Annotated in this window: 12 protein-coding genes; 8 read left to right on the top strand and 4 right to left on the bottom strand. The window is 65.6% G+C overall.

Annotated features, from left to right (window positions below; all coding sequences use genetic code 11):
- Positions 1–5 precede the first annotated feature (5 nt).
- From FLG15_RS08890 to FLG15_RS08865, 5 genes are all read left to right on the top strand, one after another.
- Positions 6–1061 (top strand): quinone-dependent dihydroorotate dehydrogenase, encoded by a 1056-nt coding sequence (locus tag FLG15_RS08890; RefSeq protein ID WP_005923429.1) that lies wholly within the window; start codon positions 6–8, stop codon positions 1059–1061.
- A complete protein-coding gene (gene murB, locus FLG15_RS08885; RefSeq protein WP_057677506.1) occupies positions 1058–2110 on the top strand; it encodes a UDP-N-acetylmuramate dehydrogenase in 1053 nt (350 codons plus the stop codon). The genes FLG15_RS08890 and murB overlap by 4 nt, the downstream gene beginning before the upstream one ends.
- A complete protein-coding gene (locus FLG15_RS08880; protein WP_209227744.1) occupies positions 2104–3015 on the top strand; it encodes a DMT family transporter in 912 nt (303 codons plus the stop codon). The genes murB and FLG15_RS08880 overlap by 7 nt, the downstream gene beginning before the upstream one ends.
- A gap of 139 nt (positions 3016–3154) precedes the next feature.
- Positions 3155–3859 (top strand): aspartate/glutamate racemase family protein, encoded by a 705-nt coding sequence (locus FLG15_RS08870; RefSeq protein ID WP_057677505.1) that lies wholly within the window; start codon positions 3155–3157, stop codon positions 3857–3859.
- Positions 3860–4052: 193 nt separating this feature from the next.
- Entirely contained in the window at positions 4053–5336 is a 1284-nt protein-coding gene (locus FLG15_RS08865; protein ID WP_150145863.1) for an MFS transporter, read from the top strand.
- On the opposite strand, the gene FLG15_RS08860 is transcribed toward FLG15_RS08865, so the two are convergent.
- Positions 5333–6064: a phosphatase PAP2 family protein gene (locus FLG15_RS08860; protein WP_150145861.1), complete on the bottom strand. Its 732-nt coding sequence runs from the start codon at positions 6062–6064 to the stop codon at positions 5333–5335. The two genes, FLG15_RS08865 and FLG15_RS08860, sit on opposite strands and share 4 nt — an antisense overlap.
- Complete coding sequence (gene ispG / locus FLG15_RS08855; protein ID WP_057687124.1) at positions 6045–7310, bottom strand: flavodoxin-dependent (E)-4-hydroxy-3-methylbut-2-enyl-diphosphate synthase; 1266 nt, start codon at positions 7308–7310, stop codon at positions 6045–6047. Before ispG ends, FLG15_RS08860 begins: the two co-directional genes overlap by 20 nt.
- Positions 7311–7631: 321 nt before the next feature.
- Between ispG and FLG15_RS08845 the strand changes: the two genes are divergently transcribed.
- The gene (locus FLG15_RS08845; protein WP_057678955.1) at positions 7632–8858 is read left to right on the top strand and encodes an ATP-binding protein; all 1227 of its coding nucleotides are present in this window, start codon (positions 7632–7634) and stop codon (positions 8856–8858) included.
- The gene (locus FLG15_RS08840) at positions 8855–9421 is read left to right on the top strand and encodes a response regulator transcription factor (protein ID WP_017158628.1); all 567 of its coding nucleotides are present in this window, start codon (positions 8855–8857) and stop codon (positions 9419–9421) included. Before FLG15_RS08845 ends, FLG15_RS08840 begins: the two co-directional genes overlap by 4 nt.
- Positions 9422–9606: 185 nt before the next feature.
- Here the strand turns inward: FLG15_RS08840 and FLG15_RS08835 are convergent, their stop codons facing one another.
- Complete coding sequence (locus tag FLG15_RS08835; protein WP_057678956.1) at positions 9607–10593, bottom strand: cellulase family glycosylhydrolase; 987 nt, start codon at positions 10591–10593, stop codon at positions 9607–9609.
- A 485-nt stretch (positions 10594–11078) separates the two neighbouring features.
- Here FLG15_RS08835 and FLG15_RS08830 point away from each other — a divergent pair, with 485 nt between their 5' ends.
- Positions 11079–12935, top strand: coding sequence for a putative bifunctional diguanylate cyclase/phosphodiesterase (locus FLG15_RS08830; RefSeq protein WP_057678957.1), 1857 nt, complete (start codon positions 11079–11081; stop codon positions 12933–12935).
- Between the two features lie 198 nt (positions 12936–13133).
- On the opposite strand, the gene FLG15_RS08825 is transcribed toward FLG15_RS08830, so the two are convergent.
- The gene (locus FLG15_RS08825; protein WP_057678960.1) at positions 13134–14696 is read right to left on the bottom strand and encodes a sodium/sugar symporter; all 1563 of its coding nucleotides are present in this window, start codon (positions 14694–14696) and stop codon (positions 13134–13136) included.
- Positions 14697–14910: the final 214 nt, after the last annotated feature.

Raw genomic sequence — 14910 nt, 5'->3', positions numbered from 1 at the left:
CCCGCATGTATTCGCTTGCCCGCCCCTTCCTGTTTTCCCTGGATGCCGAGCGCGCCCACGCGCTGGCGTTGCGTTCCATCGACACCGCCTACCGCACCGGCACCACGGCGTTGCTGGCCAGGCGCCCGGTGCCGCTGCCCACCCCGGCCTTCGGCCTGATGTTCCCCAACCCGGTGGGGCTGGGTGCCGGGCTGGACAAGAACGGCGAGCACATCGATGCGTTGTTTGCGCTGGGCTTCGGCTTTGTCGAGATCGGCACGGTGACGCCGCGTGCGCAGGAAGGCAACCCCAAGCCACGCATGTTCCGATTGCCGGAATACCAGGCGGTGATCAACCGCATGGGCTTCAACAATCTGGGCGTGGATGCGCTGGTGGCCAACGTGCAGCGCGCACGCCGCACGGGAGGCCTGCTCGGCATCAACATCGGCAAGAACAAGGACACGCCCAACGAGGAGGCCACCAGCGACTACCGTTACTGCATGGAGCGCGTGTATCCGCTGGCCGACTACATCACGGTCAACATCTCCTCGCCCAATACCGCAGGCTTGCGCGAGTTGCAGGAGGAACAATCGCTGCGCCGCCTGATTTCCGACTTGCGCGAAACCCAGGAAGCGCTAAGCGCGCAGCACGGCAAACGAGTGCCGATGCTGGTCAAGGTGGCGCCGGACCTCAACGACCGCGACATCGATGCCGCCGCACGCGTGCTGGCCGACCTGGCGGTGGATGGCGTGATCGCCACCAACACCACGGTGACGCGCACGCTAGTGGCCAATCACCCGCTGGCTGCCGAAGCCGGTGGACTCTCCGGCGCGCCGCTGCTGGGGCAATCCACGTTGGTGCTGCGGCGCCTGCGCGCGCGCCTGCCCGAATCGATCCCGTTGATTGGCGTGGGCGGCATCAACTCCGGTGCCGATGCGGTGGCCAAGATGGCAGCCGGTGCGAGCCTGGTGCAGTGCTACAGCGGGTTGGTATATCGCGGACCGCAGCTCATCGGCGAATGCGTCAACGCCATCCGACGCCGCCGCGAAGCACCCAGCGGCGGTGCGGTGTCGCCGTTATGAGCGATGCCGTGCACACAGGCTGGCAGCTGAGCGAACAGGCGCCGCTGCGCGCGCTCAACACCTTCCATGTGGAGGCCACCGCGCGCTGGTTACTCAACGTCCACGCGCCTGAGGCATTGCCGCAGGCATTGGCCGCGCCCGAGATCGCCGGACAACCGTTGCTGGTGCTGGGCAGCGGCAGCAATGTCCTGCTGGCCGGCGATCCGCCGGGCTGCGTGCTGTGTTTCGACAACCGCGAGACCTCCATCATCGCGCACCGTGCCGACCACGCCATCGTGCGCGCCGGTGCCGGCGTGAACTGGCATGCGCTGGTGCTGTACTCGCTGCAGCAGGGCTTGTCGGGGCTGGAAAACCTGGCGTTGATTCCGGGCACCGTGGGCGCCTGCCCGATCCAGAACATCGGCGCGTATGGCGCGCAGGTGGGCGACTTCATCCACGTGGTGGAAGCCTTCGACCGACATGGCCAGCAGTTCGTGCGGCTGGATGCGGCCGACTGCGCGTTCGGCTACCGCGACAGCGTGTTCAAGCAGCAGCCCGAGCGTTATCTGATCGTGGCGGTGGAATTCAATCTACCGCTGCTGCACGAACTGCGACTGGACTACGCCGGAATTCGCGAGGAACTGGCGCGCATGGGCGCCGAACTGGCGGGCGCGGCCGATGTGGCGCAGGCAGTGATCAACATCCGTCGCCGCAAGTTGCCGGACCCGGACGTGCTGGGCAACGCAGGCAGCTTCTTCAAGAACCCGCTGCTGCCGAGCGAACAGATTGCCGCGTTGCAGGCCAGCTTTGCCGACATGCCGGTGTATCCGGGCGAGCATGCCGGCCAGGGCAAATTGTCGGCCGCCTGGCTGATCGAGCAATGCGGCTGGAAGGGCAAGCGCGAGGGCGATGCAGGCGTGTCGCCCGAGCATGCGCTGGTGCTGGTCAATTACGGCACCGCCACCGGCGCGCAGTTACTGGATTTCGCGCGGCGCATCGCCGAGTCGGTGCGCGAGCGCTATTCGGTGATCCTGGAGCCGGAACCGCGCATCATCGGGGCGCATTGGTGACGCCAGCGCAGGTATCGCGGCGAGCCGCGCTGTGGATGCTCACCAGTACCTTCGCCTTCGGGTTGATGGCAATCACCATCCGCCTGGCCTCGAGCACGATTGCGACGACCGAGATCGCATCTTTCCGCAATGCGTTCGGGTTGCTGGCGTTGTTGCCGTTGATCCTGCGGCCGGGCAAGCCGCTGCCGCGCACGCGGCAATTGCCGCAGTATTTCGCCCGTACCTTGATCGGCCTGGCCTCGATGCTGTGCGGGTTTTGGGCGATCGGCCATCTGCCCCTGTCGCAGGCCATCTCGCTCTCCTACTCCACGCCGCTGTTCGTCACCGTGCTGGCCGTGGTATGGCTGCATGAGCAGGTCCGGCTGCGGCGCTGGCTGGCGGTGGCGGCGGGTTTTATCGGCGTGCTGGTGATCCTGCGACCAGGCTCGTCCACGTTCACGCCCGGCTTGCTGATTGCGCTGTTGGCTGCGGTCATCAGCGCCATCGTCGCGATCCAGATCAAACAGCTCTCGCGCAGCGACGACTCGGACACGGTGGTGTTCTACACCTACGTGTTCTGGGTGCCGATGTCGCTGATTCCGGCGCTGTTCCAATGGAACTGGCCGCAGGGCATCGGCTGGGTATGGCTGGTGGCCACTGGCATCTTCGGCACCGCCGGGCAGTTGTTCTGGACGCGCGCACTCAAGCTGGGCGAAGTCTCTGCGTTGCAGCCGATCAGTTTCATGCAGCTGCCGTTGGTGGCGCTGCTGGGTTGGTGGCTGTTCGGCGAGGCGATCGAACGCCACACCGTCATCGGTGCGGCCATCATCATCGGCGCCAACGTCTATATCGCCCATCGCGAAACGGTGCTGGCGCGTCGCGCCGCCACGCATGCACCCGTGGAAGGCGCCAAGCCAGGCGAGTGAGCCGGCATCCTGAGCTGCCAGGGCATGATCGGGAATGCATCTGGTCGGGACGCCAACGTACACTTCGGTCCCCAAGCGCAGCGCACGCTGCGTGCCGTAGCCCTGGCAACCTCATCCGCTGTAGTGTTATGGAGTTCGCATGCCGGTTCCAAGCAAGACAATCGGTTTGATCGGTGGCATGAGCTGGGAATCCACGCTGCCCTACTACCGCATCATCAATCAGCGCGTCCGCCATGCATGCGGCGGCCTGCATTCGGCGAAACTGCTGCTGTACAGCGGCAATTTCCACGACATAGAACGGCTGCAGCACACCGGCGATTGGGAGGGCGCTGGCCAGGCGATGGCAACCGCCGCGCGTGCGCTGCAAGCAGCAGGCGCCGACTTCATCGTGCTGTGCACCAACACCATGCATTGCGTTGCCGACGCGATCACCGCCGCGACGCCACTGCCGCTGCTGCATATCGCCGATGCCACCGCCGCTGCGCTCATCGCAGCGGGCGTCACCCGGGTGGGGTTGCTCGGCACGCGCTTCACCATGGAGCAGCCGTTCTATCGCCAGCGCCTGCAGGCGCGCGGCCTGGACGTGCTGGTGCCGCCGGCCGAGGCACGCGCTCAGCTGCATCGGGTGATCTACGACGAGCTCTGCCAGGGCGTGATCAAGCCCGAATCGCGCGCGTACTTCCGCCAGGTCATGGCCGAGCTAGGCCAGCACGGAGCGCAAGCGATCATCCTGGGCTGCACCGAGATCTCGCTGCTCGTGGACGACACCGATGCACAGTTGCCGTTGTTCGACACCACCGCACTGCACGCCGAGGCAGCGGCGCTGGCAAGCGTGTCCGGCTGATTCGCAGCGAACGTCCAGGCGCGCGCGGTAACCAAAGCCCGCAAGGGTGTTCGCGTAAGGTTTGATGGGTGTCATCGGCATTTCAATGCCGAAACGGCGTAGCGATGGCCGCGCCCGGCAGCTAGCATTGCCTGCTCGGCGCGTCGGCAGGCTTTGATGGCAATGCGCGCCACCCGCGACAGGATGCGACTGCATGACCAGCCATGCCCCATCAACCCAGCTCACCCGCAGCGATTACAAAACGCTGGGCTTGTCTGCGCTGGGCGGCGCGCTGGAGTTCTACGACTTCATCATCTTCATTTTTTTCGCGAAGGTGCTGGGCGAGCTGTTCTTTCCGCCAGGCATTCCGGAGTGGACGCGGCAGCTGCAGACATTCGGCATCTTTGCGGCCGGCTACCTGATCCGCCCGTTGGGCGGCATAGTAATGGCGCACTTTGGCGATCTGCTCGGACGCAAGCGCATGTTCGCGCTGAGCATCGGATTGATGGCGTTGCCCACACTAGCGATCGGCGTGCTGCCGACCTACGCGCAGATCGGCGTGGCCGCACCGCTGCTGCTGTTGACGTTGCGCCTGTTGCAGGGCGCAGCCATCGGTGGCGAAGTACCCAGTGCGTGGGTGTTCGTGGCAGAACATGTGCCCGCGCGGCGCACAGGGCTGGCCTGCGGCACCTTGACCGCTGGCCTGGCTGCCGGCGTGCTGCTTGGTTCGCTGAGTGCCGGCGCACTGAATCGTGCGTTTTCTTCGGACCAAATCGCCGAGTACGCCTGGCGCCTGCCGTTTTTGGCTGGCGGCATCTTCGGCCTGCTCTCGGTGTACTTGCGGCGCTGGCTGCATGAAACGCCGGTGTTCGCCGAGCTGGTCGCCATGCGCGCACTGGCGCGCGAGACGCCACTGAAGGTGGTACTGCGCGATCACCCGCGCAGTCTGGCCATGTCGCTCTGGCTGACCTGGGTGATCGCCGCCGCAGTGCTGGTGGTGTCGCTGATGACACCCACGCTGCTGCAGAGTGCCTACGGCTACCCGGCACCGGTTGCATTGCAGGCCAATCTTCTGGCAGTGCTGATGCAGGCGATCGGCTCGGTGGTAACCGGGGCACTGTCGGATCGTTGGGGCAACGGGCGTGTGCTACTGGCCGGCAGCGTGTGCCTGGGCGTCAGCGCATGGCTGTTCTACCGCTTTGCGGGCGACCCCCACCTGCTGTTCCCGCTGTATGCCCTGCTCGGCGCTGCGCTGGGCGTGCTGGGTGCGATTCCGCGCGTGATGGTCGAAGCGTTTCCACCGGTGGTCCGTCTGTCCGGCGTATCGTTCGCCTACAACCTGGGCTATGCAGTGTTCGGCGGCCTGACCCCGCTGCTGGTGGTGATGCTGCTCAAGCAGCACCCGATGGGGCCGGCGTACTACGTGATCTTGCTGGCTTCCATCGGCGCCATGGTTGGCGCCCGATTAGCGCAGCGGGAGCGTATCAACCGCCGTTAATCGGCAAACGGCACGCGCCCAGGTTGCTCTGCCACCGCGCCAGCCGGCGTGCGCCAATGCAGCCGCCGCGCGCCGCGGAACATCACCAGATACAGCCCGACCACCCACACCAGCGCGGCCGACCAACCGCCCAGGATGTCGGAGGGGTAATGCACGCCCAGGTAGATACGCGAGATGCCCACCAGCAGCGCGAACAGGCTGGCGGCGATGCTCACCGGCCAGCGCCAGCGCGTGTTCCAGGCCAGCGCGATGACCACCGCGGCCAGCGTCATCGAGCCCATCGCGTGGCCGCTGGGAAAACTGAACGTGCTCTCCGGCGCGATCGATTCCCACAAGCTGGGGCGGTCGCGCTGGAAAAACTGCTTGGCGCCCATGTTGAGCAGCGCCGAGCCACCGAATCCCAGCGCGGCAAACGTGCCCTCGCGCCAGCGCTGCAGCACCAGCAACACCAACACGATGGCGATATCGGCCGGAATCACGCCGTATTGGTAGCCGGCCTTGGAGATCGCGCCGAAAAACGCATCCAGGCCGGGCGTGGCGATGCTGCGCATGCTCCACAGCAGCGGCTCGTCGAAGTACACATTTTCCAGCGCGTGGACTTCATCGGCCAGGTCCACGAACAGCCCTAGCGGCAGCAACACCCCTGCGAACAGCAACGCCATGCGCCACGCATTGCTACGCAACCACCCTTTGAACCCGGCCGGCGATTCAGCCGGCGCGGCGGACATAGGTACGTTCGACGTATTGATCGATCAACTCGATGAATTCGTAGGCGATGTTTTCGCCGCGCAAGGTGACGCTTTTTTCGCCATCGATGAACACCGGTGCCGACGGCGCCTCGCCCGTGCCCGGCAGCGAAATCCCGATATTGGCGTGGCGCGATTCGCCTGGCCCGTTGACCACGCAGCCCATCACCGCCAGGGTCATGTTTTCGGCGCCGGGGTTGGTGATTTTCCACTCCGGCATCTTGGCGCGCACATGGTTCTGTACCACGCCGGCCAGTTCCTGGAAGAACTCGGAGGTGGTGCGGCCGCAGCCCGGGCAGGCGGTGACCATCGGGGTAAACGCGCGCTGGCCGGTGGTCTGCAGCAGTTCCTGCGCCACCACCACTTCCTGGGTGCGCGACTGCCCCGGCTCGGGGGTCAGCGAGATACGAATGGTGTCGCCAATGCCCTCCTGCAGCAGCACGCTCAGGGCCGCCGCCGAGGCCACGATGCCCTTGCTGCCGATACCGGCCTCGGTCAGGCCCAGATGCAGCGCGAAATCGCAGCGGCTGGCCATGTCGCGATACACCGCGATCAGCTCCTGCACACCGGACACCTTGGCCGACAGGATGATGCGCTCGCGCGGCAGGCCCAGCTCCACCGCACGCTCGGCTGAATCCACCGCCGAGCGGATCAGCGCCTCGCGCAGTACCCGCCCGGCATCCCACGGGGTATCGCGTTGCGAATTTTCGTCCATCAGCTGCGCTGCCAGCGACTGGTCCAGCGAGCCCCAGTTGGCGCCAATCCGCACCGGCTTGCCGTACTTGATGGCGAACTCGATCAACTGACTGAACTGCAGGTCCTTCTTCTTGCCGAACCCGACATTGCCCGGATTGATGCGGTACTTAGCCAGCGCCTCGGCGCAGGCCGGCTCGGCAGCGAGCAATTGATGGCCGTTGTAATGGAAGTCGCCGATCAAGGGCACTTCGATGCCCATCATGCGCAGCTTGTCGACGATGCGCGGAATGGCGGCAGCGGACTCGGCATTGTTGACGGTCAGGCGCACCATTTCCGAGCCGGCGCGCCACAGATCGGCCACCTGCTTGACGCTGCCGGCGATGTCGGCGGTGTCGGTGTTGGTCATCGACTGGACGACGACCGGATGGCCCCCGCCCACGGTCACGCTGCCGATCTTGACGGCCTGGGTGATGCGGCGCGGCCAGGCGGTGGCGTCGGCGGGAGGGGTTGGGCGGGTCACGGCGTCATGCATCCCGCTATTTTAGCCTGTCCGCCGTGCGCTCACAGCTGAAGCGAGAGGCACGCCGATTTCTAGAGCGTGTTCTGTACGTTGAGGTGAGTGCGAAGCGTCCTGTGGCGCGTCGCGACAAGGCGGCGCCTTGACCACGCTTGCCGCCTGGGCAAGGCGCGCAACGCGGTATCGGCGCGCCACAGGATGCTTCCCGGAGGGTTGGCCGCCGGCGGCCCGGAGAGCGTGGCCAACGCATCTCATCTCAACGTGCATATCCCGCTCGAGGCCGATGCGACGGTTTGTCGCAGGCCACCATCTTCCCAAGCGCATAGCATTGCCGGGATGAACAGCTCCGACGCTTCCTTCCTGCGGACCCTCTGCAGCCTGCGATGGCTGGCCACTGCCGGCCAGGCTGCCACCATCCTGGTCGCGACCGGGCTGATGGGCCTGAACCTGCCGCAGCAACCCCTGTGGGCCGGCGTGGCCGCGTTGGCGGTCTTCAACCTGTATGCGCAGCTGCGCGTGGCGCACCGCGGCGCTGTGAGCCCGGCCACCGAGTTCGGCCACATTCTGGTCGACGTGACCGTGCTGACCTGGATGGTGGGCTGGAGCGGCGGCATCGCCAACCCGTTCGGCTCGTTGTTCCTGGTGCTGATCGCGCTGGCCGCACTGGCACTGCCGCTGAGCTGGGCGATGGCGGTAGCGGCATCGTGCGTGGCCGGCTATGTCATCAGCGCGGCGTTCGGGCTGCCGCTGCCCTACGGCGGCTTCGACCCGCTCAGCCTGCACATGTGGGGCATGGCGGCCAACTTTCTGCTGTCCACCGTGGTGGTGCTGGCGTTCGCGACTCGGCTGGCGTTTTCGATGCGCGAGCGCGAACGCGAGATCTCCACCTTGCGCGAGCGCTTTGCGCGCAACGAAGGCATCGTGGCGCTGGCCACGCATGCGGCGTCGGTGGCGCACGAATTGAACACCCCGCTGGCCACCATGACGCTGCTGGTGGACGACATCGCCGACCAGTGCGATCAGGTGGAACTGCGCGAAGACCTGGACACCTTGCGCGAGCTGCTGGTGCAGTGCCATGAGCGCGTGCTGGCATTGGCGGCACCGGCCGACAACGGCCATCTGAGCCGCGAGGTGGCGGTGAAAGACGTGCTGGAACAATGGCGCCTGGTGCGCCCCACCATCGAACTGCGCCGCAATGATGACGCACCGATGCGGCTGATGCTGCAGCCCGGCGTCAGCCACCTGCTGATGGTGCTGCTCAACAATGCCGCCGATGCCGGCGAACGGGCCGGGCGTCCGCAGATCGACCTGACCCTGCGGGTGGAACACGACTATCTCAGCGGCGAAGTGCGCGACTACGGACCCGGCTTCGACACCGCGCAAGCGATGCTGCCGGGCACGCTGTTCAATAGCGGCAAGCACGACGGCATGGGCGTCGGGCTGGCGCTCTCGCATGCCACTGTCGAACGCCTGCAGGGCGAGCTGTGGATGCTGCCCGCCGAAGGCAGCGGCGCGCGCGTCGGTTTTCGTCTGCCGCTCTCCGACCACGAGGCACTCGCATGACAAGTCCCCCAATCCGTACCGGCCTGCTGGTCGACGACGACACCTTGTACCTGCGCACGCTGCAGCGCAGCCTTGCACGCCGCGGCGTGGAAACGCTCACCGCCACCGATGCGGCCAGTGCATTGTCCACGGCACGCAGCGCGTTGCCGGATTTTGCGTTGATCGATCTCAAGCTCGGCCACGACTCCGGTTTGAGCCTGATCCAGCCGCTGCGCGAGATTCGCGCCGACATGCGCATCCTGCTGGTCACCGGTTACGCCAGTATCGCCACGGCGGTGGAGGCGATCAAACTCGGCGCCGATGACTACCTGCCCAAGCCGGCCAATATTCCCACCATCATGCGGGCGCTGGGCGAAGAGGATGACGAGTTGCCAGAGCCGGACGAAGAAGAAAGCGCGCAGGAAATGATGACGCCGCTCAGCCGCCTGCAGTGGGAGCACATCCAGCAGGCGCTGCACGAAACCGGCGGCAACGTGTCGGCGGCCGCGCGCCTGCTCGGCATGCATCGCCGATCGCTGCAGCGCAAGCTGACCAAACGCCCGAGCCCGGGGCCGTTACGCTAGCCGTCTTGCCCCTGTCGCCGGACCTTAAACGGCAGGGATATCGCGAAGACTTGTGACGCATCTGAAATGCGTGTCACGCGTGCCGGTGTGCCGATGCCGGCCGCGCAACGGCGCACAGATCGACAGCGTTGCAATGCCCTTGTGCGCGGCCGAAAAACTACAGTTTCCGGCTGCAGGACTTCATCTCACAGCGGGCCGAACACGCTTGCCCGACGCGAGGTTGCCGCGATGCCATCGGTGCCCAGGATCAGGTTGCGGCCCCAGCTGCTCAGTTGAGCGGCATTCCAGCCGATCGCGATATCCAGCGACTGCGTGCTGCTGTCGTTGCCCGACCATGACCAGCCCATGTAGCCAACCTTGTAGTCGCGCGCGCGGCGCATGATCGCCGCTTCGTCCACATGCGCACCGCGATGGTCGCCACCGAATTCGCCGATCACCAGCGCCAGCTTTTTATCGTTGAAGGCGCGCAGATAATTGTTGATCGTGGCATCGCTACCGAACACCTCGTACATGTGCACGCTGAACACCAGGTTGCGGCGGCTGTCGCGGGCCAGCAGCACAGCGGCGTTGTCGCGCATGTAGAACTGCCAGTCCTGGCCCCAGTTGGGCGCATCCACCATCAAGGCGTGGGTCAGTCCATTCTTGCGCAAAGTGGCGATGGCGGTAGCATGGCCGTTGACCCATTCGCTGGCAGTCAGGCTATTGCCGAACGGTTCGTTGGCGATATTGATGACCACATGGTCTTCATTGCCGATCAAGGCCTTGCGGATGGCGACCCAGTAATTGGTCGCATTGAGCAGATTCGCAGCGGCGGTGTCTTCGCCGTAGCCGGTGGTGTCGTGGACCTCCAGCACGGCGATCAAGCCCAGGCTTTTGCAGCGCGCGATGATGCGGGCCACATCGGCCTCCGGTGTGCGCGTCCAGCGGTAGCCGGAACTGAGCACGACGCGCACGCTGTTGGCACCGGTGGCCGCGATGGCTGCCAACGCCGCATCGGTGCGGCCCGCGTACCAGGCATGTGGAAGATTGACGCCGCGCAGCACCAATGCATTGCCATTGGACTCGCGCAACTGCGTGCCGGACACCGTGAGCCCGGCATGGGCGGCAGACGGCAGCGCCAGACCGGCGGCGACGAGAAGCGTGCGTTGTGCAAAAGACAGCAATGAATTCACGATGATTCCAGAAAAGAAGTGACAAAAGCCGCGGCGGCCAGCCCACAGCGCGAGTGAAGACTGTGTCAACTCGTGTCACGCATGAGGCGAATGCGCATCACAAAAGCAAACATCGGCCAAAGACCATTGGTCGCATGCGCGACGCGGATAGTTGCGCTGCGTCAACACTGCTGCCTCCAAAAGGTGATCGGCAGCGCACGCGGGATATTTAGGCGTCGCCACCGGAGGGCATGCGCCACTGCGCATCGGAGCGTGTCCACGTCCTGCAACGGCAGCATTGGCCGGTCGAGGGAAGCGGATCGACCGTTTCCGGCGCATGGCCTGCGACAGCGCTGCGCAAATGGCATTCCGATCGCGCGCGGCGCGTGTGTGGCGCTGCCAAGGCACTGTTCGCGTGTTCCAACGCGGCCCGGGTCCGCCTGCTGCAACTGAACGGCACCAATCGGCGCCAATCAAGGGATTACGCTTCAGGCCGATACGAGCACATGCCTTCCCTGCCTGCCCCCGTCGCGTCTCTTCTTCCGCCCACGCTCGACGAGTCCACCCGGCTCGAGGTGCTGCGCGGCCTGTGCCTGCTGGATTCGCCGCCAGACCCGGTGTTCGACACCGTGGCCGCGATGGCCGCGCGCAGCCTGGACGCGGAAATTGCGGTGGTCTCGCTGGTGGACGAGCACCGCCAGTGGTTCAAGGCGCGCATTGGCCTGGAAGCGCGCGAAACGCCGCGTAGCCAGGCGTTCTGCGCGCATGCGATCCGCTCGGACGAGGTGATGGTGGTGCCGGATGCGCAACTGGATCCGCGCTTTTGCGACAACCCGCTGGTGCTGGGCCCGCCGTTCATTCGCTTCTATGCCGGCGCACCGCTGAAGCTGCGCGACGGCCATCGCATCGGCACCTTGTGCGTGATCGGCACCAGCCCGCGCCCAGGGCTGGATCAAGCTGCGATCACGCAGCTGGAAGGCCTGCGCGACCTGGCCGTGCTGCGCGTGGAAAACCTGCGCAGTACCACCTACCGCGATGGTCCGACCGGGCTGCCCAACCGCTCGCGCTTTAGCGAAGACCTGGATACCTGGCTGTCGCAACGCGACACTGCACCGGCGACCACGGCGGTGGCCATCGATGTCTGCGGCAGCGACTACTTCCGCGATATGGTCAAGGCGCTGGGCTGGGAATACGCAGACGGCTACGTCGCCCTGGCGCAGCGCCGCCTTGCGGCCTATCTGCCCGGCGGCACCCTGCTGTATCGGCTGGACCCGACGACCTTCGGCTTCCTGGCCCAGGCGGAAGGCCAGCGCCTGGCCACGCTATGCACCAAGGTCTCCAAGGCGTTCACCGAGCCGTTGGAACACCAGGGCATTCCGCATACCGCGGTGGCTTCGATCGGCGCGGTGTCGCTGCAGTCCAGCTACGGCGCCGCCGATACCATCCGCTCACTGACCACCGCGGTGGATATCGCGCGCGAGCGCTGCCTGCCGTGGAGCATGTACGAGCGCAAGCACGATGTCGCCCAGCGCAACTCCTTCCGCCTGCTCGCCGCCCTGCCCGCTGCCCTGGACAGCGCCAGCCAGCTGCGCCTGCACTTTCAACCGCGCGTGGACCTGCACGACCACCGCTGCGTCGGCGTGGAAGCCTTGCTGCGCTGGCAGCACCCGATGATCGGCCCAGTGATGCCGTCGGATTTCATTCCGATGGCCGAGAAAACTGCGCTGATCAACCGCATTACCGCCTGGGTCATCGACAACGGCATCGCGCAGGCAGCGCGCTGGCAGCAGCAAGGCCTGGACTTCAACCTGGCCTTGAACGTGTCGGCTGCCGATCTGGACCGCCCCGGTTTTGCAGGCCTGTTGCGGCGTGGCCTGGATCGTCACAAGCTGGACCCGCGCCGGCTGGAGATCGAATTCACCGAAAGCGCGATGATCCGCCACCCCGATCACCTGGCCGAACAACTGGCCGCCATTGCGGCGCTGGGCGTGCATATCGCCATCGACGACTTCGGCACCGGCTACAGCAATTTCAGCTATCTCAAGCAGCTGCCGGCCAGTTCGTTGAAGATCGATCAATCCTTCATCCGCTCGCTGCCGGACAGCCAAACCGATCGCACCCTGGTACCGGCGATGATCCAGCTTGGCCACAGTCTGGGCCAGCGTGTGGTCGCCGAAGGCATCGAATCGGCGGAGGCGTACGCGCAATTGCGCGCCTGGGGCTGCGACGAAGGCCAGGGCTACTGGATCGCCAAACCGATGCCGGCCGCCGCGTTGGAAACCTGGCTGGAAACGCCGTGGCACGAGCAACATGCCGCGCCGGCCAACCTGCTTGCCGCCAGCTTGGCCGCGGCGCGCGTCTAGGCGCAGCCAACAAACCAACCGCTTCCACCATTCGGTGGCGCGTGCGGTACGCGAGCGGCATCTCCCACGCGTGCACAGTGGATCCTGTGGGCCATCCAAACCCGCTTGACGAAGCTCGCCGCCGAAACGGCAGGCTGTCAACGCAGCGCGGCGCAACACCAAGGTGCCGCGCCGCGCTGCATTTCAAGACATGGCTGCTTACCAGAACACGGTGTACAGCACGATCAGAATCGCGATCACGCCGGCCGCGCCGATCTTGAAGCCGAGGGTGGTGCCGTAGGCGACGTCGTTGGTACGGATCAGATCGCGTGCCTGCGTGGCAGGCGTCAGCAACGACACCACCACCGCCAATACCAGCGCGGCAACGAACACCACACCGATGCGGTCCATGAATGGCAGTTCGGGCCAGGCGAACTTGAGCGTGAAGGACAACACCACCGAGCCGATCGCCGCGGTCAGCGCGCCGGCTTCGTTGGCCCGCTTCCAGAACAGGCCAAGCATGAAGATCACCACCACGCCCGGGGTAAAGAAGCCGGTGAATTCCTGGATGAACTGAAAGCCCTGATCGAAGTTGCCCAGCAACGGCCGCGCGGTGAGGATGCCGATCAGCACCGAGGCGGCGGCCACGAGACGCCCCACGCGCACCAGCTGCTTCTGCTCGGTCTGCGGACGGAACTTGGCGTAGAAATCCAGGGTGAAGATCGTCGCCACCGAATTGATCTTGGACGCCAGCGAGGCCACGATCGCCGCAACCAACGCGGCAAACACCAGGCCCAGGATGCCGGTCGGCAACAACTGCATCATGGTCGGGTAGGCCTGATCGGGCTTGGCCAGATCAGGCGCCAGCACCACTGCGGCAATGCCCGGCACCACGATCACCAACGGCATCAGCAGCTTCAGGAACGCGGCAAACACCATGCCCTTCTGCGCCTCGCCGATGTTCTTGGCGGCCAGCGCGCGCTGGATGATGTACTGGTTGAAACCCCAGTAACTGATGTTCATCACCCACAGCCCGCCGAACAGCACGCTCAGGCCCGGCAGATCCTTGTAGAACGGGTTGTCCCTGGTCAGGATCATGTGGAAGTGCTCCGGGTGCGCCGTCCACAGGTGCTGGAAGCCGGCCAGCACGCCGGCACCATCGCCAATGCGCGCCAGGGTCAGCCCCGCCACCAGCAGGCCGCCCAGCACCAGCAGGGTGACCTGCACGATGTCGGTCAGCGCCACCGCCTTCAATCCGCCATACAACTGGTAAACCAGCGCGAACACGCCGATCAATGCCAGCGCCAGGGTCTGGTCCATGCCGGTGACCTGGCTGACCGCGATCGATCCCAGCCACAGGATCGAGGTCAGGTTGACGAACACGTACAGCAGCAGCCAGAACACCGCCATCAGCGTGCGGATCCACGTGCCGTAACGCTGCTCCAGGAACTGCGGCATGGTGTAGATGCCGTTGCGCAGGAAGATCGGCAGGAAGAACTTGCCGACGATCAGCAGCGTCAGCGCCGCCATCCATTCGTAGGAGGCGATCGCCAGACCGATCGCATAGCCGGAACCGGCCATGCCGATGATCTGTTCGGCCGAGATGTTCGCCGCGATCAGCGAGGCGCCGATCGCCCACCACGGCAGCGACTTGCTCGCCAGGAAGTAATCCTCGGCGCTCTTGCTGTGGCCTGCCTTCTCGCGCGAGACCCACTGCGCGAGCACGAAGATGCCGGCCAGATAGACCAGCACGATCACGATATCCAACGTCGCCAAACCCACTGCACTCTCCTGTCTGGCTTTGGGGTGTGCGTCGAACGCCAGACAGGCCTGCAGAATGCCGCCGCAACGCACGGCGTGCGCCACGGCAGCGCGGCGAACCGCAGCTGCAGGCCATCCCGGCCGATCGACGCGCGCGTCCCGCGGCGGCTGATGACACCACCGATCAGGGTGGCCGCTATACCGCGTCGCCGGCACTGGCGACGCAGCTGTTTGG

Origin of the sequence: Xanthomonas phaseoli pv. dieffenbachiae, assembly GCF_008639345.1 — a bacterium.
Classification (GTDB): domain Bacteria; phylum Pseudomonadota; class Gammaproteobacteria; order Xanthomonadales; family Xanthomonadaceae; genus Xanthomonas; species Xanthomonas phaseoli.
The sequence above is the reverse complement of the archived record's forward strand: the minus strand, read 5'-3'. Positions and strand labels throughout refer to the sequence as shown.